At 64.4% G+C, this 22,461-nt stretch carries 18 protein-coding genes and 4 tRNA genes; 20 read left to right on the top strand and 2 right to left on the bottom strand.

The annotated features are described in order from the left end of the window. Positions 1 to 218: 218 nt before the first annotated feature. Positions 219 to 1,244, top strand: coding sequence for an SPM autocatalytic domain-containing protein (locus tag QQK25_RS13050; RefSeq protein ID WP_284188295.1), 1,026 nt, complete (start codon positions 219 to 221; stop codon positions 1,242 to 1,244). A 1-nt stretch (position 1,245) separates the two neighbouring features. On the opposite strand, the gene QQK25_RS13045 is transcribed toward QQK25_RS13050, so the two are convergent. Continuing rightward, positions 1,246 to 1,677, bottom strand: a complete 432-nt coding sequence (locus QQK25_RS13045; protein WP_284188294.1) for an acyl-CoA thioesterase — start codon at positions 1,675 to 1,677, stop codon at positions 1,246 to 1,248. An 81-nt stretch (positions 1,678 to 1,758) separates the two neighbouring features. Here QQK25_RS13045 and nikR point away from each other — a divergent pair, with 81 nt between their 5' ends. From nikR to QQK25_RS13020, 5 genes are all read left to right on the top strand, one after another. Continuing rightward, a complete protein-coding gene (gene nikR / locus QQK25_RS13040) occupies positions 1,759 to 2,274 on the top strand; it encodes a nickel-responsive transcriptional regulator NikR (protein ID WP_284188293.1) in 516 nt (171 codons plus the stop codon). Between the two features lie 24 nt (positions 2,275 to 2,298). Beyond that, positions 2,299 to 3,636 carry a sensor histidine kinase gene (locus QQK25_RS13035; RefSeq protein WP_284188292.1) on the top strand — a complete coding sequence of 446 codons (1,338 nt, stop codon included), beginning with the start codon at positions 2,299 to 2,301 and terminating at the stop codon, positions 3,634 to 3,636. A gap of 130 nt (positions 3,637 to 3,766) precedes the next feature. Then, on the top strand, positions 3,767 to 4,585 hold the full coding sequence (locus tag QQK25_RS13030) for a HoxN/HupN/NixA family nickel/cobalt transporter (RefSeq protein WP_284188291.1): 819 nt from the start codon (positions 3,767 to 3,769) through the stop codon (positions 4,583 to 4,585). 29 nt (positions 4,586 to 4,614) lie between these two features. Continuing rightward, a complete protein-coding gene (locus QQK25_RS13025; protein ID WP_284188290.1) occupies positions 4,615 to 6,684 on the top strand; it encodes a TonB-dependent receptor in 2,070 nt (689 codons plus the stop codon). Next, positions 6,681 to 7,397 carry an energy transducer TonB gene (locus tag QQK25_RS13020; protein WP_284188289.1) on the top strand — a complete coding sequence of 239 codons (717 nt, stop codon included), beginning with the start codon at positions 6,681 to 6,683 and terminating at the stop codon, positions 7,395 to 7,397. The genes QQK25_RS13025 and QQK25_RS13020 overlap by 4 nt, the downstream gene beginning before the upstream one ends. Here the strand turns inward: QQK25_RS13020 and QQK25_RS13015 are convergent, their stop codons facing one another. Then, the gene (locus QQK25_RS13015; RefSeq protein WP_284188288.1) at positions 7,398 to 8,207 is read right to left on the bottom strand and encodes an HDOD domain-containing protein; all 810 of its coding nucleotides are present in this window, start codon (positions 8,205 to 8,207) and stop codon (positions 7,398 to 7,400) included. Between the two features lie 115 nt (positions 8,208 to 8,322). Here QQK25_RS13015 and QQK25_RS13010 point away from each other — a divergent pair. The 14 genes from QQK25_RS13010 (at position 8,323) to rpsL (ending at position 22,438) form a co-directional block, all read left to right on the top strand. Beyond that, a tRNA-Tyr gene (locus QQK25_RS13010) sits at positions 8,323 to 8,407 on the top strand. 72 nt (positions 8,408 to 8,479) lie between these two features. Further along, positions 8,480 to 8,553, top strand: a tRNA-Gly gene (locus QQK25_RS13005). A gap of 15 nt (positions 8,554 to 8,568) precedes the next feature. Further along, positions 8,569 to 8,643: transfer RNA gene (locus QQK25_RS13000), tRNA-Thr, on the top strand. A gap of 65 nt (positions 8,644 to 8,708) precedes the next feature. Then, positions 8,709 to 9,899 carry an elongation factor Tu gene (gene tuf / locus QQK25_RS12995; RefSeq protein WP_284188287.1) on the top strand — a complete coding sequence of 397 codons (1,191 nt, stop codon included), beginning with the start codon at positions 8,709 to 8,711 and terminating at the stop codon, positions 9,897 to 9,899. Positions 9,900 to 9,960: 61 nt separating this feature from the next. Further along, positions 9,961 to 10,036 (top strand) — tRNA-Trp (locus tag QQK25_RS12990). Between the two features lie 25 nt (positions 10,037 to 10,061). After that, positions 10,062 to 10,415, top strand: a complete 354-nt coding sequence (gene secE, locus QQK25_RS12985) for a preprotein translocase subunit SecE (protein ID WP_153162152.1) — start codon at positions 10,062 to 10,064, stop codon at positions 10,413 to 10,415. Beyond that, a complete protein-coding gene (gene nusG / locus QQK25_RS12980; protein WP_153162153.1) occupies positions 10,412 to 10,945 on the top strand; it encodes a transcription termination/antitermination protein NusG in 534 nt (177 codons plus the stop codon). The genes secE and nusG overlap by 4 nt, the downstream gene beginning before the upstream one ends. 100 nt (positions 10,946 to 11,045) lie before the next feature. Continuing rightward, positions 11,046 to 11,477, top strand: coding sequence for a 50S ribosomal protein L11 (gene rplK / locus QQK25_RS12975; protein WP_153162154.1), 432 nt, complete (start codon positions 11,046 to 11,048; stop codon positions 11,475 to 11,477). Between the two features lie 2 nt (positions 11,478 to 11,479). After that, positions 11,480 to 12,187 (top strand): 50S ribosomal protein L1, encoded by a 708-nt coding sequence (rplA, locus tag QQK25_RS12970; RefSeq protein ID WP_153162155.1) that lies wholly within the window; start codon positions 11,480 to 11,482, stop codon positions 12,185 to 12,187. Positions 12,188 to 12,413: 226 nt separating this feature from the next. Continuing rightward, positions 12,414 to 12,914, top strand: coding sequence for a 50S ribosomal protein L10 (rplJ, locus tag QQK25_RS12965; protein WP_284188286.1), 501 nt, complete (start codon positions 12,414 to 12,416; stop codon positions 12,912 to 12,914). A 50-nt stretch (positions 12,915 to 12,964) separates the two neighbouring features. After that, on the top strand, positions 12,965 to 13,342 hold the full coding sequence (rplL, locus tag QQK25_RS12960; RefSeq protein WP_153162157.1) for a 50S ribosomal protein L7/L12: 378 nt from the start codon (positions 12,965 to 12,967) through the stop codon (positions 13,340 to 13,342). A gap of 200 nt (positions 13,343 to 13,542) precedes the next feature. Beyond that, positions 13,543 to 17,673 carry a DNA-directed RNA polymerase subunit beta gene (gene rpoB, locus QQK25_RS12955; RefSeq protein ID WP_284188285.1) on the top strand — a complete coding sequence of 1,377 codons (4,131 nt, stop codon included), beginning with the start codon at positions 13,543 to 13,545 and terminating at the stop codon, positions 17,671 to 17,673. Positions 17,674 to 17,718: 45 nt separating this feature from the next. After that, positions 17,719 to 21,930 carry a DNA-directed RNA polymerase subunit beta' gene (gene rpoC, locus QQK25_RS12950; protein ID WP_284188284.1) on the top strand — a complete coding sequence of 1,404 codons (4,212 nt, stop codon included), beginning with the start codon at positions 17,719 to 17,721 and terminating at the stop codon, positions 21,928 to 21,930. 130 nt (positions 21,931 to 22,060) lie between these two features. Further along, positions 22,061 to 22,438 carry a 30S ribosomal protein S12 gene (rpsL, locus tag QQK25_RS12945; RefSeq protein WP_079432645.1) on the top strand — a complete coding sequence of 126 codons (378 nt, stop codon included), beginning with the start codon at positions 22,061 to 22,063 and terminating at the stop codon, positions 22,436 to 22,438. Positions 22,439 to 22,461 lie beyond the last annotated feature (23 nt).

The raw sequence follows: 22,461 nt of genomic DNA, 5'->3' as shown, positions 1-22,461 counted from the left end.
GTTCCCGGTTGGGTGATCGGCACGCCGCAGGGGCGGCGCGCGAGGGGTGCAATCGCATCTTAGTGGGCTGGCGGGGCGCCGTCGCGATCCGTGTGTAAGCACAGGTTTCGCGGTTGAGGCCGGCGTGCGGATGGGCTGTCGTCCCCCTGTCTGGTGGTCAAGTCGGCTGGGGCGGCGCCGTTGAATCGGGCAAGTCACTGCCCTTCGAGGAGCCCGCCATGAAAATCGCTTCCGCCGATCTGAGCCTTTCCGCTGCCCACCTGAGCGCCAGCCGGGTGGAGGTGGCGGAGCGTCTGCGGGCCTGGGTCGGCGCGCGGCCGACGGAGGATGCCGATCGCCCGACGCCCCGCAGTGTGGTGGTTTCAAACGCGGCTCGCCAGGCACTGGATCTCGATCCGAGCGATTCCGTCGATGCCGCCGCGAAGATCGACGGCGAGGATGCCGACATCGACCCGCGGCTGGCGCTCATCAAGTCCATCGTCGAGATGATGACCGGCCGGCGCATCGAGGTGATGTCGGCCACCGACATGGCGAGCGGGCAGATCGCCGATCAGCCGGCAGCCCCGCCGCCGCCCGATTTCGGCATCGAGTACGACCGCACCGAGACCCGCGAGACCTTTGAAGCCAGCACCTTCGAGGCGAGCGGCACGATCCGCACCGCCGACGGCAAGGACATCAACTTCAGCGTCGGCCTGTCCATGAGCCGCAGCGAGGTCGAAACCAGCAGCGTGAGCCTGCGCGCCGGCAACGCGGCGGTGAGCAAGGACCCGCTGGTGATCAACTTTGGCGGCAATGCGGCGAGCCTCACCAGCCAGCGCTTCCGTTTCGACCTGATGGGCGATGGCAAGGACGTGGACATGCCGCGCCTTGCCAGCGGCAGCGGCTTTCTGGTGCTGGACGCGGTGGAGTCGGGCAAGGTGCAATCCGGCCGCCAGCTGTTCGGGCCGGCAAGCGGTGATGGCTTCGCCGATCTGGCCGCGTACGACAGCGACAGCAACGGTTGGATCGACGAAGCCGACCCGGTGTTCGGCCGGCTGGGCGTATGGACGCCAGATGAGAAAGGCGGCGGCGATGTGGCCAGCCTGGGCGAGCGCGGCGTCGGGGCGGTTTACCTCGGCCGCAGCGCGACGCCCTTCAGCCTCAAGGAGGGCGGCGCAGAGCTGGGCGCGGTGCGCAGCTCGGGCGTCTGGGTGGGCGAGGACGGCAGCGTGGGCACCGTCCAGCAGGTGGATGTGAACGTGTAGCTCAAGCCTGGGGCGCGGTCTTGGCGACGAAGCCCGCAGGCACCGGCGCCGCCTTGCGCTGCTGGTAGTCGAAGAAGATGATCCCGGTCTTGCCCCGGGCTACTTCGCGGCCGCTGGCCTTGTCGGTGGCGCGCCACACCAGATCGCAGCCGTATTTGTTGAAGTCGTCCGGCGCCATCTCAAATACCAATATCTCGCCGTGGAAGGCTTCGGATTTGTACTGCACCGCGGCGTCCGCCACCACGATGCCGACGCCGTCCACGTCCAGCTCGGTGTAGCCCAGCGACTTGAAGAAGCGCACCCGCGCCTCGGACACCAGCGACAGCAGCGCGGCGTTGTCCAGGTGGTGGCCGTAGTTGATGAGGCCGATGTGGATCGGCACCTCGGTGGAAAACGCAAAGCGCGCGGGCAGTTCGATCTTGATGCGGGCCATGGGGCGATCTCGGCGGAAGTCGGAAAGGCCGGATTATGGCACCGCGGCCGGCGATTGCCGCCGGCGGTGGGGGCGGGCAGAATGACCCGCCTGTCCTGCCCGGAGCCCATCGTGGAACGCTTCACCATCTCGCTAGACGAAGACCTGGCCCGCGCCTTCGACGCGCTGATCGCCGCGCGAGGCTACTCCAACCGCTCGGAGGCGGTGCGCGACATCCTGCGCGCCCAGCTCGAACAGAACCGCCTGGCGCGGGAAGAGGCGCCCCACTGCATCGCCAACCTCTCGTACGTGTACAACCACCACGAGCGGGAGCTCGCCGAGCGCGTCACCCACGACCAGCACGAACACCACGACCTCTGCGTGGCCACGCTGCACGCCCACCTGGATCACGATAACTGCATGGAGAGCGTGATCCTGCGTGGGCCCACCGCCCAGGTGCGGGCCTTCGCCGAAGGGCTGATCGCCAGGCCCGGCGTGCGCCACGGGGCGCTCAATCTCGTCACCGCCGACTTCCGCAACCAGCCCCACAGCCACGGCGACGGCGAGCACAGCCACGCCCACCCCCATCCCCACGGCCACTACCGGCCGCGGTCGTAAGCGATGGCCAAGCCCGAGCGTCCGTTGCCCGATTCGTCCGCCCTGCTGGCCGCCGCGCCGGAAGGGGTGGGCGAGGGCGCCTGGATCGACGTGATCCAGAAGATGGACGAGGTGTATTCCGACCTCCTCCAGTACGAAGTCGCCCTCGAAGAGAAGAACGCCAAGCTGGAGGAGAGCCAGGGTTTCATCCTGTCGGTGCTCACCTCGATCTCGGACATCCTGGTGGTGTGCGACCGCAGCGGTCGGATCGACGACGTGAATCGCTCGCTGGAAGTCTTCACCGGCCGCTCGGTGGAGAGCCTGCGCGGCACGCTGTTCTTCGACCTGCTGGCCGATCCGGCGGCGGTGGACGTGGCCAAGGGCCTGTTCGCCCTGCGCAGCGACGCGCCGGTGCACGACTGCGAGCTGGCCCTGCGCGCGGCGGACGGCTCGGCGGTGCCGGTGTCCCTCAACTGCACGCCGCGCTACTCGTCGGTGGGCAAATCGCTCGGCGTGGTGGTCACCGGCCGTCCGGTGGGCGAACTGCGCAAGGCGTACTCGGCCCTGCGCCAGGCCCACGACGACCTGAAGCGCACCCAGCAGCAGCTGCTCCACTCCGAGAAGATGGCGTCCTTGGGGCGGCTGGTGGCGGGCGTCGCCCACGAGCTCAACAACCCCATCAGCTTCATCCTCGGCAACACCCACGCGCTGCGCCGCTACGCGTCCCGGCTGGGCGAATATCTGGGCGCCGTCCACGCCGGCGGCGTGCCGGAGGACATCCAGGCCCTGCGCGAGCGCCTGCGCATCGACCGCATCCTGGGCGATCTCGATCCGCTGATCGAGGGCACCATCGAAGGCGCCGAGCGCACCCGCGACATCGTCGACGGCCTCAAGCGCTTCTCGGCGCTGGACCGGGACGAGAGCAGCCGTTTCGAGCTTGGCGCGGTGGTGGAGCGCTCGGTGACCTGGGTGTGCAAGGCCGCGCCGGAGCGCTTCGAGGTGACGGTGGACATCCCCGACAGCCTGCCGGTGGTGGGCGCCTCCGGCCCGATGCAGCAGGTGGTGATGAACCTCGTCCAGAACGCCGCCGACGCCACCGCCGGCCAGCCCACCGCGCGGCTGCGCATCACGGGCTGCGTCGAGGGCGACGTGGCCGTGCTGCGCTTCCACGACAACGGCCCGGGCATCGACGCCCGCCACCTGCCCCACATCTTCGATCCCTTCTTCACCACCAAGCCGGTGGGGCGGGGCACCGGGCTGGGGCTGTCGATCAGCTACGGCATCGTCGAGCGCCACGGCGGCGTGCTGCAGGCCGGCAACCACCCCGATGGCGGTGCCGAGTTCGTGCTGCGCCTGCCGCTGGCTGGAAACCCGGCTGCCTGATTGGTTGGCGCGCTGGTCATGATCTGATCGGTGTGCGGCCGGCGCGGGCCGGATCTGCGGGCCTGACGGCTTGGCACGGATGTTGTATGCACTAAAATCATTTGTTCATACGCGCATCCGGAAAACCGCCATGACCGCCCTGCCTGCCGACGGACTCGCCCTCGTCCTGCTGGTCTTCGTCTTCGGTGTGAAACACGGCTTCGATGCCGACCACCTCGCCACCATCGACGGCCTGACGCGCTTCAACGCCCGCGCCAACCCGCGCTGGTCACGCTTCTGCGGCACCTTATTCTCCCTCGGCCACGGCGCGGTGGTGGTCGCCATCGCCCTGGCGGTGAGCCTGCTCTCGCGCCACTGGACGACGCCGGAATGGCTCGAAGTCTCCGGCGCGTGGATCTCCATCGGTTTCCTCACGCTGCTGGGTGTGCTCAATTTGCGTGCGGTGCTGGCCGCCGAAGCGCACGAAATGGTGCAGCCGGTCGGCCTCAAGGGGCGCTGGCTGGGGCGGCTCGGCCGCATCGCCCACCCGGCGGGCGTGGCGCTGGTGGGGGCGCTGTTCGCGCTGTCCTTCGACACGGTGAGCCAGGCCGCGCTGTTTGCGGTGGCCGGCGTGCAGGCCGGCGGCGCGGCCCACGCAGTGGGGCTGGGGCTCACCTTCATGCTTGGCATGCTGCTGGCCGATGGCGCCAACGGCTTCTGGATCGCCCGGCTGATCGCCCGCGCCGACGGCACCGCACGAATCGCCTCCCGGGTGATGGCGCTCGCCGTGGGTGGCATGAGCCTGCTGGTGGCGGCCTGGGGTGCGGCGCGGATGGCCTGGCCGGGTGTCGAGGCCTGGGGCGAGGGCAAGGAGCTGGCGCTGGGGTTTGGCGTGATCGGGGTGATCTTCGTGAGCTTCATTCTGGGCATCCATCTCGCCCGCGATCCGGCGCCGGAGGCGGTGGGCTGAGCCCGCCGTTTTTTGCGTGCCGCGGTAGGATGAATAAACTTTTCTGCTTAATTGTGTGGACGGTCGCGCCGGGCGCCATCGCCGGCGGCGTGCCCACGCTCGAGACTGTCGAAGTGCAGGCTGGCAGTGCCAACCTGATCGGCGTCGCCGCCAGCGCCACCGAGGGCACGGTGAGCGGCAGGCAGCTCGCCACCCGCCCGCTGCTGCGCCCCGCCGAGGTGCTCGAAACGGTGCCCGGGCTGGTCGTCTCCCAGCACAGCGGCGACGGCAAGGCCAATCAGTACTACCTGCGCGGCTTCAACCTCGACCACGGCACCGACTTCGCCACCTGGCTGATGGGCATGCCCATCAACATGCCCACCCACGCCCACGGGCAGGGTTACACCGATCTCAACCTGCTGATTCCCGAGCTCGTCGCGTCGGTGCGCTACCGCAAGGGGCCGTACCACGCGGCGGACGGGGATTTCTCGGCTGCCGGCTCGGCGCGGCTCGATTACTTCCGCAGCCTGCCGGCAGACTTCGTGCAGATCGAGCTGGGCCAGCATCATTACAACCGGCTGGTGGCGGCGGGCTCTCGTCCGCTCACTGACGGCGGGCCGGTGCTGCTGGGCGCCATCGAAGCCGCCTACAACAACGGGCCGTGGGCCGAGCGCGAGAACCTGAGCAAGCTGAACGGCGTGCTGCGCCTGTCGTCGGGTAGCGTCGACAACGGCTGGGCGGCAACGCTGATGGCCTTCGACTCCCACTGGTCGGCCACCGATCAGGTGCCCCGCCGGGCCGTGGCGCAGGGGCTGATCGGCCGCTTCGGAAGTCTCGATCCCAGCAGCGGCGGCCGTACCCGGCGCGCCAGTCTGTCGGGTGAATGGGCCGAAAGCGACGCCAGCGGGCGCAGCCGGGCGAACGCCTACCTCATCGACTACGGCCTCGACCTGTTCTCCAACTTCACCTACGCGATGGACGACCCGGTGCGAGGCGACCAGTTCGAGCAGGTGGATCGCCGCCAGATCGTCGGCGCTGGCGGCAGCCGCACGTGGTTTGCCGACTGGGCGGGCCGCCCGGTGGAGCTGACCCTCGGCAGCCAGCTGCGCCACGATCACATCGGCCAGGTCGGCTTGTTCCTCACCGAGGCCCGCCAGCGCCACGCCCAGGTGCGCAGCGACAAGGTGGATCAGACCAGCGTCGGGGTATATGGCGACGCCCAGATTCAGGTGTTGAAAAAGCTACGCGCCACCCTTGGGCTGCGTGCCGACCAGTATCGTTTTCAGGTGACGGGCGACGGCACGCCGATCGGTGCAGCCAACAGCGGCCGGGCTGATGCCTTTCTGGCCGCGCCGAAGCTTGGGATCGTCGCCGGCCCGTGGGCGCAGACCGAGCTCTACGCCAACTACGGCCACGGCTTTCACAGCAACGACGCCCGCGGCACGACGATCCGAGTGAATCCCGATCCGCGTAGCGCGGAGTTCGGCGATCCCGTGGCGCGGGTACGACCCCTGGTCCGCGCCCGTGGTGGCGAGCTGGGACTGCGCAGCGCGCCAGCGGCCGGCTGGGTGACGACGCTGGCCCTCTGGCGGCTCGACATCGCCTCCGAACTGCTGTTCGTCGGCGACGCGGGCATCACCGAGCCGAGCCGGCCGTCCCGCCGTCAGGGTGTGGAGTGGACCAACCTTTGGACGCCACTGCCCGGCGTGAGCGTGGACGCCGACCTGGCGGTGTCGAGCGCGCGCTTCCGGGATACGGATGCGGCCGGCGCGAGGGTGCCGGGCGCTGCCGGCGTGGTCGCGTCGGTGGGTGTTGGCGTCGATCCCGGCGAGCGCTGGTTTGGCGGCCTGCGCCTGCGACATTTTGGCGCACGCCCCCTGATCGAAGACAATTCGGTACGATCCGCGTCCTCGACCTTGACCAATCTTAAGGTAGGCTTCCGCCTGGACAGGAGAATCACCCTGTCGCTGGATGTGCTCAACCTCTTCAACCGTCGGGTGAGCGACATCGATTACTACTACGAGTCCCAATTGAAGTCCGAAAGTCTCCCCGTCGCTGACATCCACGCCCACCCCTCGGAGCCCCGCAGCCTGCGGCTGGGCCTGCGTGTGGCGCTGTGATCTCCGATCGCGGCCTGGTGATGGCGGTGGGCGCATCCCTGTGCGCCCATGCGCTGGTGCTCGGCATGGGGGGCGGATTGAAGTCGTCGGTCACCGAGCCGCCGCGTCTGCTCGAAGCCCGGCTGGTGCAGGAAGTCCTGCCCGAGAAGACCCCCGAAAAACCCCACGTCGAACCGCCGCCGCCCCAGCCACGGCCGCACAAGTCGACGCCGGCTGAAACGCCCCATCCGCCCAAGGCGGTTGCACGGCCCGAGCCCGTCGTGCCCCAGCAGCGGCTGGTGGCCGAGGCGCGGGCCGACCATCCCGCGCCGGCCATCGCCACCGCTCCCGCCCCGGCGCCCGCGGTGGCAGCAAACCAGACGCCGGCTCCGGCTGCGGTGACTGCACCGCCCGTCGCGGCCGCCGCTGCGGCGAGCTACACGCCGCCCAGTTTTGGCGCCAGGTATCTCGACAACCCCAAGCCGGGCTATCCGATGATCGCCCGGCGGCGTGGGCTGGAAGGCACCGTCCGCCTGGATGTGCGGGTGTCGGCCGAGGGCATTCCGGTGGCGGTGAAGGTGCGCGAGAGTGGCGGGCATGAGTCCCTCGACGAAGCCGCCGTCACCGCCGTGTGGCACTGGCGTTTCGTGCCGGCGCGGCGCGGTGGCGAGCCGGTCGAGGCGTCGGTGGTGGTGCCGATCCGCTTCCGCCTCGGCGCCGAAGACGCCGGCTGATCAGCGCGCGTCAGCCGCCAGTTCGTCCAGATCCGCTTCGCCGAGGCCAAACTCCCCGGCCACATCGTCGGCCCAATCCACCCAGTCCGGCGAGACGCCGTCCCGCACGCGTCGCCCGGCCGCCAGCAGGCGGGCCAGCCGGCGCGCTTCGTCGCCGAGCCGTCGGGACAGCTTTGGGTCGTGGTGGGCGCGGATCGCCTCGCATACCTCCACCGGCAGCTTCCAGTTGCGCGCCACGAGATAACCGGCGGCGGCGTGGTCGGTGCCGCTGAGGGCGTCGAGCGCCCGGGCGCCGGCCTCGAGGGTCGGCCCGTCGCCGATCAGCAGCGCCGCGTGCTGGGGCGACCGCCTCAACACCACGGCGATCCCTGCGTCCTGCATCAGGGCTGCCAGATAGGCGGTGTCGGCCAGCGACTTGAAGCGGGTCGCCCGCGCCACCGCAAAGCTGTACTCGGCGGCCCGCGCGCAGCCAGACCAGATCGCATCGACAACCCTGGGGTCGAGTCCGTCGCTCTGGGCCTTGAGCGCAACGCTCGCGGCCGTGGCGAGCGTACGGGTGCGCCCTAGCATCGCAATAGCATCCTGGGCGGAGCGGGGCGCGCTGCGGGGGCGGAACACCGGCGAGTTGGCGACACGCAGCAGCGCACCGGTGATCGCCGGATCCTGGCTCACCGCCTGCGCCATCTCCCGGGGGCCGGCATCATCGTCGGCCGCCACCGCGCGCAGGCGCAGAAAGCCGGGGCCGGGCGCAGGGAGCACGACCCCGCTGGCCAGCACGGCGTCGACCAGCAAATCCTTGTCCATTGACATGCGTTATCCGACAGCGTGGTAGTCCTAACGGATTAAAGCACAGAGGTCACAAGAAAAACGACGATTGTGTTTGACAACCGGCAAGCCGATGTCTAGAATGCGCAGCTTCTCGCTTGGAGGGGTTCCCGAGCGGTCAAAGGGATCAGACTGTAAATCTGACGGCACTGCCTTCGAAGGTTCGAATCCTTCCCCCTCCACCAACAGATTTGCTGTGTGCTCCGTCCGTGAGTTGCGGTGACGTGAGCGGTGTTGTGAGTCGTGCGTTGTAAAGCGCGGGTGTAGCTCAATGGTAGAGCAGAAGCCTTCCAAGCTTATGACGAGGGTTCGATTCCCTTCACCCGCTCCAGGTTGCGTGTGTGAGGCCCATGTAGCTCAGTGGCAGAGCACTCCCTTGGTAAGGGAGAGGTCGGCAGTTCAATCCTGCCCATGGGCACCATCGATTCAATGGTGCGGCGTTCAAAGTAGTTTCCAATTTCCTGATTTTTTTGCGGAGTTGATGATATGGCCAAGGAAAAATTCGAGCGGAAAAAGCCGCACGTAAACGTCGGCACGATTGGTCACGTTGACCACGGCAAGACCACGCTGACCGCTGCAATCACGACCGTTCTGTCGCGCAAGTTCGGTGGCGAGGCCAAGGCCTACGACCAGATCGACGCGGCGCCGGAAGAAAAGGCTCGCGGCATCACCATCAACACCGCGCACGTCGAGTACGAAACCGAGGCTCGTCACTACGCCCACGTTGACTGCCCGGGTCACGCTGACTACGTGAAGAACATGATTACCGGTGCCGCCCAGATGGACGGCGCGATCCTGGTCTGTTCCGCCGCTGACGGCCCGATGCCCCAGACCCGTGAGCACATCCTGCTTGCCCGTCAGGTTGGCGTCCCGTACATCATCGTCTACCTGAACAAGTGCGACATGGTTGATGACGAAGAGCTGCTCGAGCTGGTTGAGATGGAAGTGCGCGAGCTCCTCTCCAAGTACGAATTCCCGGGCGACGATGTGCCCATCGTCAAGGGCTCCGCCCTGAAGGCCCTCGAAGGCGACCAGTCCGACATCGGTGAGCCGTCGATCTTCCGTCTGGCCGACGCCCTGGACTCCTACATCCCGACCCCGGAACGTGCCATCGACCAGCCCTTCCTGCTGCCGATCGAAGACGTGTTCTCAATCTCTGGTCGTGGCACCGTGGTGACCGGTCGTGTCGAGCGCGGCATCGTCAAGGTTGGTGAAGAAATCGAGATCGTCGGTATCAAGCCGACCGTCAAGACCACCTGTACCGGCGTCGAAATGTTCCGCAAGCTGCTGGATCAGGGTCAGGCTGGCGACAACGTCGGCGTGCTGCTGCGCGGCACCAAGCGTGAAGACGTCGAGCGCGGCCAAGTGCTGTGCAAGCCGGGTTCCATCAAGCCGCACACTCACTTCACTGGCGAAGTGTACGTGCTGTCGAAGGAAGAAGGCGGCCGTCACACCCCGTTCTTCAACAACTACCGTCCGCAGTTCTACTTCCGTACCACGGACGTGACCGGTTCCATCAGCCTGCCGGAAGGCACCGAGATGGTCATGCCGGGCGACAACATCTCCATGACCGTCAAGCTGATCGCTCCGATCGCCATGGAAGAAGGTCTGCGTTTCGCCATCCGTGAAGGCGGTCGTACCGTCGGCGCTGGCGTCGTTGCCAAGGTTATCGAGTAATTCTCGATAGTCGTACTCGGAATGCCCCGCTCCCCGCGGGGCGTCCCGTAGTCTCTGCTGCAGGGGTATAGCTCAACTGGCAGAGCGTCGGTCTCCAAAACCGAAGGTTGGGGGTTCGATTCCCTCTGCCCCTGCCACCGTTTCATTCGGACTCACGTTTCAATGGCCGACAAAATCAAGTTTGCGCTGGCACTGGTTCTACTGGTGGCCGGCGTTGTGGGCTTCTATCTGCTCTCCGAGCAGGCCATGGTGCTGCGCGTTCTGTCGGTGCTCGCCGGTGTTGCCCTTTGCGCTGCCGTAGCCTGGAAGACCGAGGCCGGGCAGCGTTTTGCCGTTTTTGCCAACGAGACCGTTGCCGAAACCAAGAAAGTCGCCTGGCCGTCGCGCAAGGAGACGTTCCAGACCACCGGGATCGTCTTTGCTTTCGTCGTGATCATGGCGGTTTTTCTTTGGGTTACTGACAAGACCCTCGAGTGGGCTCTCTACGATCTGATCCTGGGTTGGAAGAAATCATGAGCAAGCGTTGGTACGTGGTACATGCCTATTCCGGCTTCGAGAAGTCGGTCCAGCGCGCGCTTGTCGAGCGTGTCGCGCGTGATGGTATGCAAGACCTGTTTGGTCAGATTCTCGTTCCCGTCGAAGAAGTCGTCGAGATGAAGAACGGCCAGAAGAGCATCACCGAGCGCAAGTTCTTCCCCGGCTACGTGCTGGTGGAAATGGAGATGAACGACGATACGTGGCATCTCATCAAGTCCACCCCGAAGGTCACCGGTTTTGTCGGCGGTACCGCCAACAAGCCGACGCCGATTTCCGAGAAGGAAGTCGAGAAGATCATGCAGCAGATGAAGGAAGGCGTCGATAAGCCGCGTCCGAAGGTGCTGTTCGAGGTGGGCGAGATGGTTCGCGTCAAGGAAGGTCCGTTCACCGATTTCAATGGTTCCGTCGAAGACGTGAACTACGAGAAGAGCAAGATCCGCGTGTCGGTGACCATCTTCGGTCGTGCGACGCCGGTCGAACTGGATTTTGGTCAGGTCGAGAAGACCTGATCTTCGTGGGGTGCTGCAAGGCACCCCGTTTCGCGCCCGCAAGGGCAAGAGGAGCGCGGCGGTTTTTGCTGTGCGCTAGAACTCAAAAAGGAGTTGCCTAATGGCAAAGAAGATTATTGGCTACATCAAGCTGCAGGTTCCTGCAGGCAAAGCCAACCCCAGCCCCCCGATCGGCCCGGCCCTTGGTCAGCGCGGCCTCAACATCATGGAGTTCTGCAAGACGTTCAACGCGCAGACCCAAGGTCTTGAGCCCGGCCTGCCGATTCCGGTGGTGATCACCGCGTTTGCGGACAAGAGCTTCACCTTCGTGATGAAGACCCCGCCCGCGACCATTCTGATCAAGAAGGCCGCCGGCATCCAGAAGGGTTCTCCGAAGCCCCATACCGACAAGGTCGGCAAGATCACCAAGGCCCAGTGCGAAGAAATCGCCAAGGCCAAGATGAAGGATCTCACCGCTGCGGACCTCGACGCCGCTGCTCGTACCATCGCTGGCTCTGCGCGCAGCATGGGCATCACCGTGGAGGGCATGTAATCATGGCGAAGCTGTCCAAGCGCGTTCAGGCCCTGCGTGCCAAGGTTGATCGCAACAAGAACTACCCCCTGACCGAAGCCCTGTCGCTGGTCAAGGAATGCGCCACTGCCAAGTTCGACGAGTCCATCGACATCGCCGTGAACCTGGGCGTGGATGCCAAGAAGTCCGACCAGCTGGTTCGTGGCTCCGTCGTTCTGCCTGCCGGTACCGGCAAGTCCGTCCGCGTGGCGGTCTTCGCCCAGGGCGACAAGGCTGAAGCAGCTCGCGCCGCTGGCGCCGATGTCGTCGGTTTCGACGACCTCGCCGAGCAGGTCAAGGGCGGCACGATCGACTTCGATCTGTGTATCGCCACCCCGGACGCCATGCGTGTCGTCGGCGCCCTCGGTCAGATCCTCGGCCCCCGTGGCCTGATGCCGAACCCGAAGGTCGGCACCGTGACCATGGATGTCACCACCGCCGTGAAGAACGCCAAGGCCGGTCAGGTCCAGTACCGTACCGACAAGGCCGGTCTGATCCACGCCACCGTGGGTCGTGCTTCCTTCACCGTCGAAGCGCTGCAGCAGAACGTTGCCGCCCTGATCGACGCGCTGGTCAAGGCCAAGCCGGCCGCCTCCAAGGGCGTGTACCTGCGCAAGGTTGCTGTCTCCTCCACGATGGGTGCCGGCGTTCGCGTCGAACCCGCCACCGTGTCGGGCCAGCAGCAACAGTAAGAACTTTGGGCCGGTTGCTCCGCTGAACAGGCAGGGCAGCCGGATCGTCAAAGACCGCAGGTGCGGATGCTCCGGCAAACGCTTAATCACCGAAAACCTGCGTAGACGGTGTCCCAGAACAGGATTACCGCATCGCGAGCCCTTCGTGGTGCCAATCTCCTGATCCAGGTCGCCGTAGGTGCGATGGAAGCTTTCATCGCGTGTTGACTTGATAGGAGGAAAGACCTTGAGTCTGAATCTCGACGACAAAAAAGCCGTAGTGGCTGAGGTGTCGGCGCAAGTGGCAAATGCTCAGACGATCGTCGTGGCGCAATATGCAGGGATCGAGGTCGGCGACCTCACCGTGCTGCGTGCCAAGGCGCGTGAAGCTGGCGTTTACCTCCGTGTGCTGAAGAACACCCTGGCTCGCCGCGCAGTGGCTGACACGCCGTTTGCCAGCCTGGCCGACCAGATGACCGGCCCGCTGATTTACAGCATCTCCGCCGATCCCGTGGCTGCCGCAAAGGTTCTCGCCGATTTCGCGAAGACCAACGACAAGCTCGTGCTGAAGGCGGGTTCCTACGCTGGCAAGGTGCTCGACAAGGCTGGCGTGCAAGCCCTGGCCGCGATCCCGAGCCGCGAAGAACTGCTCGCCAAGCTGCTGGGCGTCATGCAGGCCCCGGTGTCCGGCTTTGCCGGTCTGCTGGCCGCGCTCGCGAAGAAACGTGAAGAAGAAACCGCGGCCTGAGCGCCCGGTTGCTGACTACGCTTACGAAATTAGAACTGGAGTATTTTGAGATGGCAATTACCAAAGAAGACATCCTCGAAGCCGTTGGCTCGATGACCGTGATGGAACTGAACGACCTGGTCAAGGCGTTCGAAGAGAAGTTCGGCGTTTCCGCCGCTTCCCTGGCTGTCGCCGCTCCTGGCGCTGGTGGCGCTGCTGCCGCCGCTGCTGAAGAGCAGACCGAGTTCAACGTCATCCTGCTGGCCGCCGGCGACAAGAAGGTTGAAGTGATTAAGGTTGTCCGCGCCGTCACCGGCCTGGGCCTGAAGGAAGCGAAGGACCTCGTTGATGGCGCTCCGAAGCCCGTCAAGGAAGCCATCGCCAAGGCCGACGCCGAAGCGCTCAAGAAGCAACTCGAAGACGCTGGCGCCAAGGTCGAAATCAAGTAATTTCGACTTTGCCCTGGGGGCTGATGCCATTACGGCATCGGCCCTTTTGTGCTTTCAGTTTCAGTTGTCTGCAGCATCCGTCGCCCCAGACGACAAAAAAGAGCGTTCGAAGTAGGTTAAAGCGCAATCTGCGCGGAATCAACTGCCCGAAATGCTGTCTTTTGTCTTCTGACGTCCGACTTCTCTGACCCGGAGCATCTATGGCGTACTCCTACACCGAGAAAAAGCGCATCCGTAAAAGCTTCGCCAAGCGCGCAGCCGTACAGAATGTGCCTTATCTGCTGGCCACTCAGCTTGAATCCTATGCATCCTTCCTGCAGGCGGAAACCCCGCCGGCGGTGCGGGCGAATCAGGGCCTTCAGGCTGCCTTCAATTCCATTTTTCCGATTACCAGCCACAGCGGCAACGCCCGGCTGGAATTCGTGCAGTTTAATCTCGGTGAACCCGCCTTCGACGTGAAGGAATGTCAGCAGCGCGGCCTGACCTTCGCGTCGCCGCTGCGTGCCCGCGTCCGCCTTGTCATCCTCGACAAGGAAGCGGCCAAGGAGACCATCAAGGAAGTCAAGGAGCAGGAAGTGTACATGGGCGAGATTCCGCTCATGACCAACAACGGCTCCTTCGTCGTGAACGGTACCGAGCGGGTCATCGTGTCCCAGCTGCACCGTTCGCCCGGCGTGTTCTTCGAGCACGATCGCGGCAAGACCCACTCTTCCGGCAAGCTGCTGTTCTCGGCGCGGATCATTCCGTACCGCGGCTCCTGGCTGGACTTCGAGTTCGATCCGAAGGATTACCTCTACTTCCGTGTCGACCGTCGCCGCAAGATGCCGGTCACCATCCTGCTCAAGGCGATCGGGATGACGCCGGAAGAGATCCTCGCGACCTTCCACGACTTCGAATCCTTCACGCTGCAGTCCGAAGGCGCCAGCTTTGCGCTGGTCCCGGATCGTCTGCGTGGCGAAGTCGCCAAGTTCGACGTGGTGGACGTGTCCGGCAAGGTCATCGTCACCAAGGACAAGCGGATCACCGCCAAGCACATCCGCGAACTGGCCAACGCCGGTATCGACACGGTCAATGTCGGCGATGACTTCCTGCTCGGCCGCGTGCTGGCCACCAACGTGGTGAGCCAGGACGGCGAGCTGGTTGCCCGTGCCAACGACGAGATCACCGAGGACATCCTCGACAAGCTCCGTGACGCCGGCGTGACCCAGGTCACTACCCTGTACCTGAACGATCTTGATCGTGGCTCCCACATCTCCCAGACGCTGCGCGTTGACGAAACCGTCGACCAGTGGGCTGCCCGTGTGGCGATCTACCGCATGATGCGTCCGGGCGAGCCGCCCACGGAAGATGCCGTCGAGGCGCTGTTCCAGGGCCTGTTCTACCTGCCCGAGCGCTATGACCTGTCGGTCGTCGGCCGCATGAAGTTCAACCGCCGCGCCTACCCTGAAAAGCTGGACGACAAGGCGCCGGAATGGCAGAAGCGCTTCTACGAGCGCGTCGGCCCGATGGGCGGTGAAGGCGTCGGCACCCTCTCCAACGACGACATCCTCGCGGTAGTCGGCGTGCTGGTCGAGCTGCGCAACGGCCGCGGCGAGATCGACGACATCGACCACCTGGGCAACCGTCGTGTGCGTTCCGTCGGCGAACTGGCCGAAAACCAGTTCCGTGCCGGTCTGGTCCGTGTCGAGCGTGCCGTCAAGGAGCGCCTCGGTCAGGCCGAGAGCGACAACCTGATGCCGCACGACCTGATCAACGCCAAGCCGATCAGCGCCGCCATCAAGGAATTCTTCGGTTCGAGCCAGCTGTCCCAGTTCATGGACCAGACCAACCCGCTCGCCGAGATCACCCACAAGCGCCGCGTGTCGGCCCTTGGCCCGGGCGGTCTGACCCGCGAGCGCGCCGGCTTCGAAGTCCGCGACGTGCACCCGACCCACTACGGCCGTGTATGCCCGATCGAGACCCCGGAAGGTCCGAACATCGGTCTGATCAACTCGCTGGCGCTGTTCGCCCGCACCAACCAGTACGGCTTCCTCGAGACCCCGTACCGGAAGGTGGTCGATGGCGCGGTCACCGAGCAGATCGACTTCCTGTCGGCGATCGAAGAAGGCCAGTACGTCATCGCCCAGGCGAACGCCGAGGTCGATGAAAACGGTCGTCTCACCGGCGATCTGGTGTCCTGCCGTAACAAGGGTGAATTCACCCTGGCGACCGCCGACACCGTGCAGTACATGGACATCGCGCCGGGCCAGATCGTGTCCGTCGCAGCCTCGCTGATTCCGTTCCTCGAGCACGACGACGCGAACCGCGCGCTGATGGGCGCCAACATGCAACGTCAGGCGGTGCCGTGTCTGCGCCCCGAGAAGCCCTTTGTCGGTACCGGCATCGAGCGCACCGTGGCCGTCGACTCGGGCACGGCGGAACAGGCGCTGCGTGGTGGCATCGTCGACTACGTCGATGCCAACCGTATCGTGATCCGGGTGAACGATGATGAAACCGTTGCCGGTGAAGTCGGCGTCGACATCTATAACCTGATCAAGTACACCCGTTCCAACCAGAACACCAACATCAACCAGCGTCCGGTGGTGAAGGTGGGTGATCGTGTGGCCCGTGGCGACGTGATCGCCGACGGTGCATCCACCGACATGGGCGAACTGGCCCTCGGCCAGAACATGCTGGTCGCCTACATGACCTGGAACGGCTACAACTTCGAAGATTCGATCCTGATCTCCGAACGCGTAGTGGCCGACGACCGCTTCACCTCGATCCACATCGAGGAGCTGACCGTCGTTGCCCGTGACACGAAGCTTGGCCCTGAGGAAATCACCCGCGACATCGCGTCCCTCGGCGAAGCCCAACTGTCCCGCCTCGACGAATCCGGCATCGTTTACATCGGTGCGGAAGTCGAAGCCGGTGACGTGCTGGTCGGCAAGGTCACGCCGAAGGGCGAGACTCAGCTGACGCCGGAAGAAAAGCTCCTCCGCGCGATCTTCGGCGAGAAGGCTTCCGACGTGAAGGACACCTCGCTGCGCGTGCCTTCCGGCATGAACGGCATCGTGATCGACGTCCAGGTGTTCACCCGCGAAGGCATCGAGCGCGACAAGCGTGCCCAGTCGATCATCGACGACATGCTGCGCGGCTTCAAGACCGACCTCGCCGACCAGATGCGGATCGTGGAGCGCGACGCCTTCGAGCGTATCGAGCGCATGATCAACGGTCAGCCGGCCAACGGCGGTCCGAAGCGTCTCGCCAAGGGCACCGCGATCACCAAGGAATACCTGGAAGGTCTCGACCACTACACCTGGTTCGACATCCGGATGGCCGACGAGACCCTCGCCGCCCAGATGGAGTCCGTCCGCGAAGCCCTCGAGAAGACCCGCAAGGACTTCGACCTGGCTTTCGAAGCCAAGAAGAAGAAGCTCACCCAGGGCGACGAGCTGCCCCCGGGCGTCCAGAAGATGGTCAAGGTCTACCTCGCCGTCAAGCGCCGCCTGCAGCCTGGCGACAAGATGGCCGGCCGTCACGGTAACAAGGGTGTGGTCTCCAAGATCGTCCCGGTCGAGGACATGCCGTACATGGAAGACGGCACCCCGATGGACATCGTGCTGAACCCGCTGGGCGTTCCGTCACGGATGAACATCGGTCAGGTGCTCGAGACCCACCTGGGCTGGGCCGCCAAGGGTCTGGGCAACAAGATCGACAAGATGGTGCGTGCCAAGGCTACCGCCGACGAAGTCCGTTCGCTGCTCAACCAGATCTACAACGACAACGGCAAGCCGGAAGACATGTCCGACTTCACCGATGGCGAGATCTTCGAACTGGCCGAGAACCTGCGCAAGGGCGTGCCCTTCGCAACCCCGGTGTTCGACGGTGCGAAGGAATCCGAGATCCAGGCCATGCTCGAACTCGCCGGGCTGCCTTCCGGCGGCCAGGTGAACCTGTTCGACGGCCGTACCGGTGAGCCCTTCGAGCGTCAGGTGACTGTCGGCTACAAGCACGTGCTGAAGCTGCACCACTTGGTCGATGACAAGATGCACGCCCGTTCGACCGGCCCGTACTCCCTCGTCACCCAGCAGCCGCTTGGTGGTAAGGCCCAGTTCGGTGGCCAGCGTTTCGGGGAAATGGAAGTGTGGGCGCTGGAAGCCTACGGTGCCGCGTACACGCTGCAGGAAATGCTCACGGTCAAGTCGGATGACGTTACCGGCCGGACCAAGGTGTACGAAAACATCGTCAAGGGCGAGCACAAGATCGATGCCGGCATGCCGGAATCCTTCAACGTGCTGGTCAAGGAAATTCGCTCTCTGGCTATCGACATCGACCTCGACCGCTACTGAGCGGTTGGTTCGATCGATGAGTGCTCACCCTGGATGGAGTGATTGATGAAAAGTTTGCTCGCTGATCTGTTCAAGCAAAGCCTGCCGAACGAGGAAGAGTTCGACGCCATTACCATCAGCCTGGCGTCTCCCGAGACGATCCGGTCGTGGTCCTATGGCGAGGTGAAGAAGCCCGAGACCATCAACTACCGGACCTTCAAGCCGGAACGCGATGGCCTCTTCTGCGCCAAGATCTTTGGCCCGGTCAAGGACTACGAGTGCCTGTGCGGCAAGTACAAGCGCCTCAAGCACCGCGGCGTGATCTGCGAAAAGTGCGGCGTCGAAGTGACCCTCTCGAAGGTTCGCCGTGAGCGCATGGCGCACATCGAGCTGGCCTCGGTGGTTGCCCACATCTGGTTCCTGAAGAGCCTGCCGAGCCGTCTCGGCATGGTGCTCGACATGACCCTGCGCGACATCGAACGCGTGCTGTACTTCGAAGCCTACGTGGTCACCGATCCCGGCATGACCCCGCTGAACCGTGCCCAGATCCTGTCGGAAGACGACTATCTGGCCAAGGTCGAGGAGTATGGCGACGACTTCACCGCGCTGATGGGCGCCGAAGGCATCCGCGAGATGCTGCGCTCGCTGGATCTCCCGCACGAGATCGAGAAGCTGCGTTCCGAGCTGGAAACCACCGGTTCCGAAGCCAAGATCAAGAAGATCTCCAAGCGCCTGAAGGTGCTCGAGGCCTTCCAGTCCTCCGGCATCAAGCCGGACTGGATGATCCTGGAAGTCCTGCCTGTGCTGCCGCCGGACCTGCGTCCGCTGGTTCCGCTCGATGGCGGCCGTTTCGCCACGTCCGATCTGAACGACCTCTACCGTCGCGTGATCAACCGGAACAACCGTCTGAAGCGTCTGCTCGAGCTCAAGGCGCCGGAGATCATCGTCCGCAACGAAAAGCGGATGCTGCAGGAGTCCGTCGACTCCCTGCTCGACAACGGTCGTCGCGGCAAGGCCATGACCGGCGCCAACAAGCGCCCGCTCAAGTCCCTGGCCGACATGATCAAGGGTAAGGGCGGTCGCTTCCGTCAGAACCTGCTGGGCAAGCGCGTCGACTACTCCGGCCGTTCGGTGATTACCGTGGGTCCGCAGCTCAAGCTGCACCAGTGTGGCCTGCCGAAGCTGATGGCGCTGGAGCTGTTCAAGCCTTTCATCTTCAACAAGCTTGAGCTGATGGGTCTCGCGACCACCATCAAGCAGGCCAAGAAGATGGTCGAAAGCCAGGAGCCGGTGGTGTGGGACATCCTCGAAGAGGTGATCCGCGAGCATCCGGTCATGCTGAACCGTGCGCCGACGCTGCACCGTCTCGGTATCCAGGCGTTCGAGCCGGTCCTGATCGAAGGCAAGGCGATCCAGCTGCACCCGCTGGTCTGCGTGGCGTTCAACGCCGACTTCGACGGCGACCAGATGGCCGTCCACGTCCCGCTTTCGCTGGAAGCGCAGATGGAAGCCCGCACCCTGATGCTGGCCTCCAACAACGTGCTGTCCCCCGCCAACGGCGAACCGATCATCGTGCCGTCCCAGGATATCGTGCTGGGCCTGTACTACGCGACCCGTGAAGGCGTGAACGCCAAGGGCGAGGGCATGGCCTTCGCCGATGTGGGTGAAGTCAAGCGCGCCTACGAATCCGGTCAGGTGGCCCTGCACGCCAAGGTCATCGTCCGCCTGAAGGAATGGGACCTCGGCCCCGAAGGCGAGTCCATCGAGAAGATCACCCGCCACGAGACCACCGTCGGCCGCGCGATCCTCTCCGAGATCCTGCCGGCGGGCCTGCCCTTCAGCGTGCTGCAGAAGCCCCTGAAGAAGAAGGAAATCTCGAAGCTGATCAACGCCTCCTTCCGCCGCTGCGGCCTGAAGGCGACGGTCGTGTTTGCAGACAAGCTGATGCAGGCCGGTTTCGGCCTCGCCACCCGCGCCGGCATCTCGATCGCGGTGAAGGACATGCTGGTGCCGGAACTCAAGCACCCGCTGATCCACGCCGCCGAGCAGGAAGTCAAGGAGATCGCCCAGCAGTACACCTCCGGTCTCGTGACCGACGGCGAGCGCTATAACAAGGTGGTGGATATCTGGGGGCGCGCCGGTGACCAGGTCGCCAAGGCGATGATGGACCAACTCGGCCAGGAAGACGTGGTCAACCGCAAGGGCGACACCGTCAAGCAGGAGTCCTTCAACTCCATCTACATGATGGCCGACTCCGGCGCCCGGGGTTCTGCCGCCCAGATCCGTCAGCTGGCGGGTATGCGGGGCCTGATGGCGAAGCCGGACGGCTCGATCATCGAAACCCCGATTACCACCAACTTCCGTGAAGGCCTGAACGTTCTGCAGTACTTCATCTCGACCCACGGTGCTCGTAAGGGCCTCGCGGATACCGCGCTGAAGACCGCAAACTCCGGCTACCTCACCCGTCGTCTGGTGGACGTGACCCAGGATCTGGTGGTCATCGAGGACGACTGCGGCACCAAGAGCGGCTTCCTGATGAAGGCGTTGATCGAAGGTGGTGAAGTTGTCGAGCCGCTGCGCGACCGTATCCTCGGCCGTGTGACGACCGATGATCTGGTCCATCCGGACACCCAGGAGACCCTGATCGAAGCGGGCACCATGCTCGATGAAGACATGGTCGACGAAATCGAGAGCGTGGGCCTCGACGAAGTGCGCGTGCGCACTCCGCTGTCCTGCGAAACCCGCTACGGTCTGTGCGCCAAGTGCTACGGTCGCGACCTCGGCCGCGGTTCGCTGGTGAATGCCGGTGAGGCCGTCGGTGTCATCGCGGCCCAGTCGATCGGCGAGCCGGGTACCCAGCTCACCATGCGTACCTTCCACGTGGGTGGTGCTGCATCCCGGGCTGCTGCGGCCAACGCCGTTGAGGCGAAGTCTGCTGGTGTGATCCGCTTCACCCAGAACATGCGTTACGTGGCGAATGCGAAGGGCGAGAAGATCGTGATCTCCCGCTCCGCCGAAGTGGTGGTCGCCGACGAGCTTGGCCGTGAGCGTGAACGTCACAAGATCCCGTACGGCGCAACCCTGTCGGTGGACGAAGGTCTGGCCATCAAGGCCGGCACCCAGCTCGCCACGTGGGATCCGCACACCCGTCCGATCATTACCGAATACGCCGGTTTCGTGAAGTTCGAGAACGTGGAAGAGGGCGTCACCGTCGCGAAGCAGATCGACGAAGTGACTGGCCTGTCCACCCTCGTGGTGATCGATGCCAAGCGTCGCGGTGCCAGCACCTCCAAGGGCGTGCGCCCGCAGGTCAAGCTGCTCACCGAAACTGGCGAAGAAGTGCGCATCGCCGGCACCGACCACGCCGTGTCCATCACCTTCCAGGTCGGCTCGCTGATCACCGTGAAGGATGGTCAGCAGGTTTCCGTGGGTGACGTGCTTGCACGTATCCCGCAGGAATCCGCGAAGACCCGCGACATTACCGGCGGTCTGCCGCGTGTGGCGGAACTCTTCGAAGCCCGTGCGCCGAAGGATGCAGGCGTTCTGGCCGAGGTCACGGGTACCGTGTCCTTCGGCAAGGACACCAAGGGCAAGCAGCGCCTCGTGATTACCGAGCCGGATGGCACGGTCCACGAGTTCCTGATCCCGAAGGACAAGCATGTCATGGTCCACGACGGTCAGGTTGTGAACAAGGGCGAACTGATCGTCGATGGTCCCGCCGATCCGCACGATATCCTGCGTCTGCAGGGCGTCGAGGCCCTGGCCCGTTACATCATCGACGAAGTTCAGGACGTCTATCGTCTGCAGGGCGTGAAGATTAACGACAAGCACATCGAGGTGATCGTTCGCCAGATGCTGCGTCGCGTGGTCATCACCGATCCGGGCGATACCGGCTTCATCCGTGAAGAGCAGGTCGAGCGCGCCGAAGTGCTGGACGAGAACGACAAGGTTGTTGCCGAAGGCAAGCTGCCCGCCAGCTACAGCTTCCTGCTGCTGGGTATCACCAAGGCGTCCCTGTCCACCGACTCGTTCATCTCGGCCGCATCCTTCCAGGAAACCACCCGTGTGCTTACCGAGGCTGCCATTCTTGGCAAGCGCGACGAGCTGCGTGGCCTGAAGGAGAACGTCATCGTCGGTCGTCTGATTCCGGCCGGTACCGGCCTTGCCTATCACCGTAACCGCAAGTCGCAGGCGATTGGCGAGGACCTCGGTGAAGGTCATGCCTGGGCACCCCAGCCGGAAGTTTCCGAAACCGAGAACGCGCAACAAGCCGGTTGACGAAAACTTGACGAAGAAGATATACTCCGGCCTCTTTTTGCGGACTGGCCAATCGTAGTCAGTCGCAGCCGGAATAACCATCCGAGGCGGTCCTGTCGGGCTGCCTCGGTGTTTTGGGAAATTCTTAGCTATGCCAACAATTAATCAACTCGTTCGTAAGGGCCGGCAAGCGCCCGTTTCCAAGAGCAAGGTTCCCGCGCTCGAGGCTTGCCCGCAAAAGCGTGGTGTCTGCACCCGCGTTTACACCACGACTCCGAAGAAGCCGAACTCCGCGCTGCGTAAGGTGGCCAAGGTTCGTCTGACCAATGGTTTCGAGGTCATCTCGTACATCGGCGGTGAAGGTCACAACCTCCAGGAGCACTCTGTTGTTCTGATCCGCGGCGGCCGTGTTAAGGATTTGCCGGGTGTGCGTTACCACATCGTGCGCGGCTCCCTTGACCTTCAGGGTGTCAAGGATCGTAAGCAGTCCCGCTCGAAGTACGGTGCCAAGCGCCCGAAGAAGTCTTAATTGTCGGCATTCAAAGAATAGCG

Origin of the sequence: Zoogloea oryzae, assembly GCF_030161255.1 — a bacterium.
GTDB classification, from domain to species: domain Bacteria; phylum Pseudomonadota; class Gammaproteobacteria; order Burkholderiales; family Rhodocyclaceae; genus Zoogloea; species Zoogloea oryzae.
Note: the sequence above shows the minus strand (reverse complement) of the source record. Positions and strands in the feature narration are given on the sequence as shown.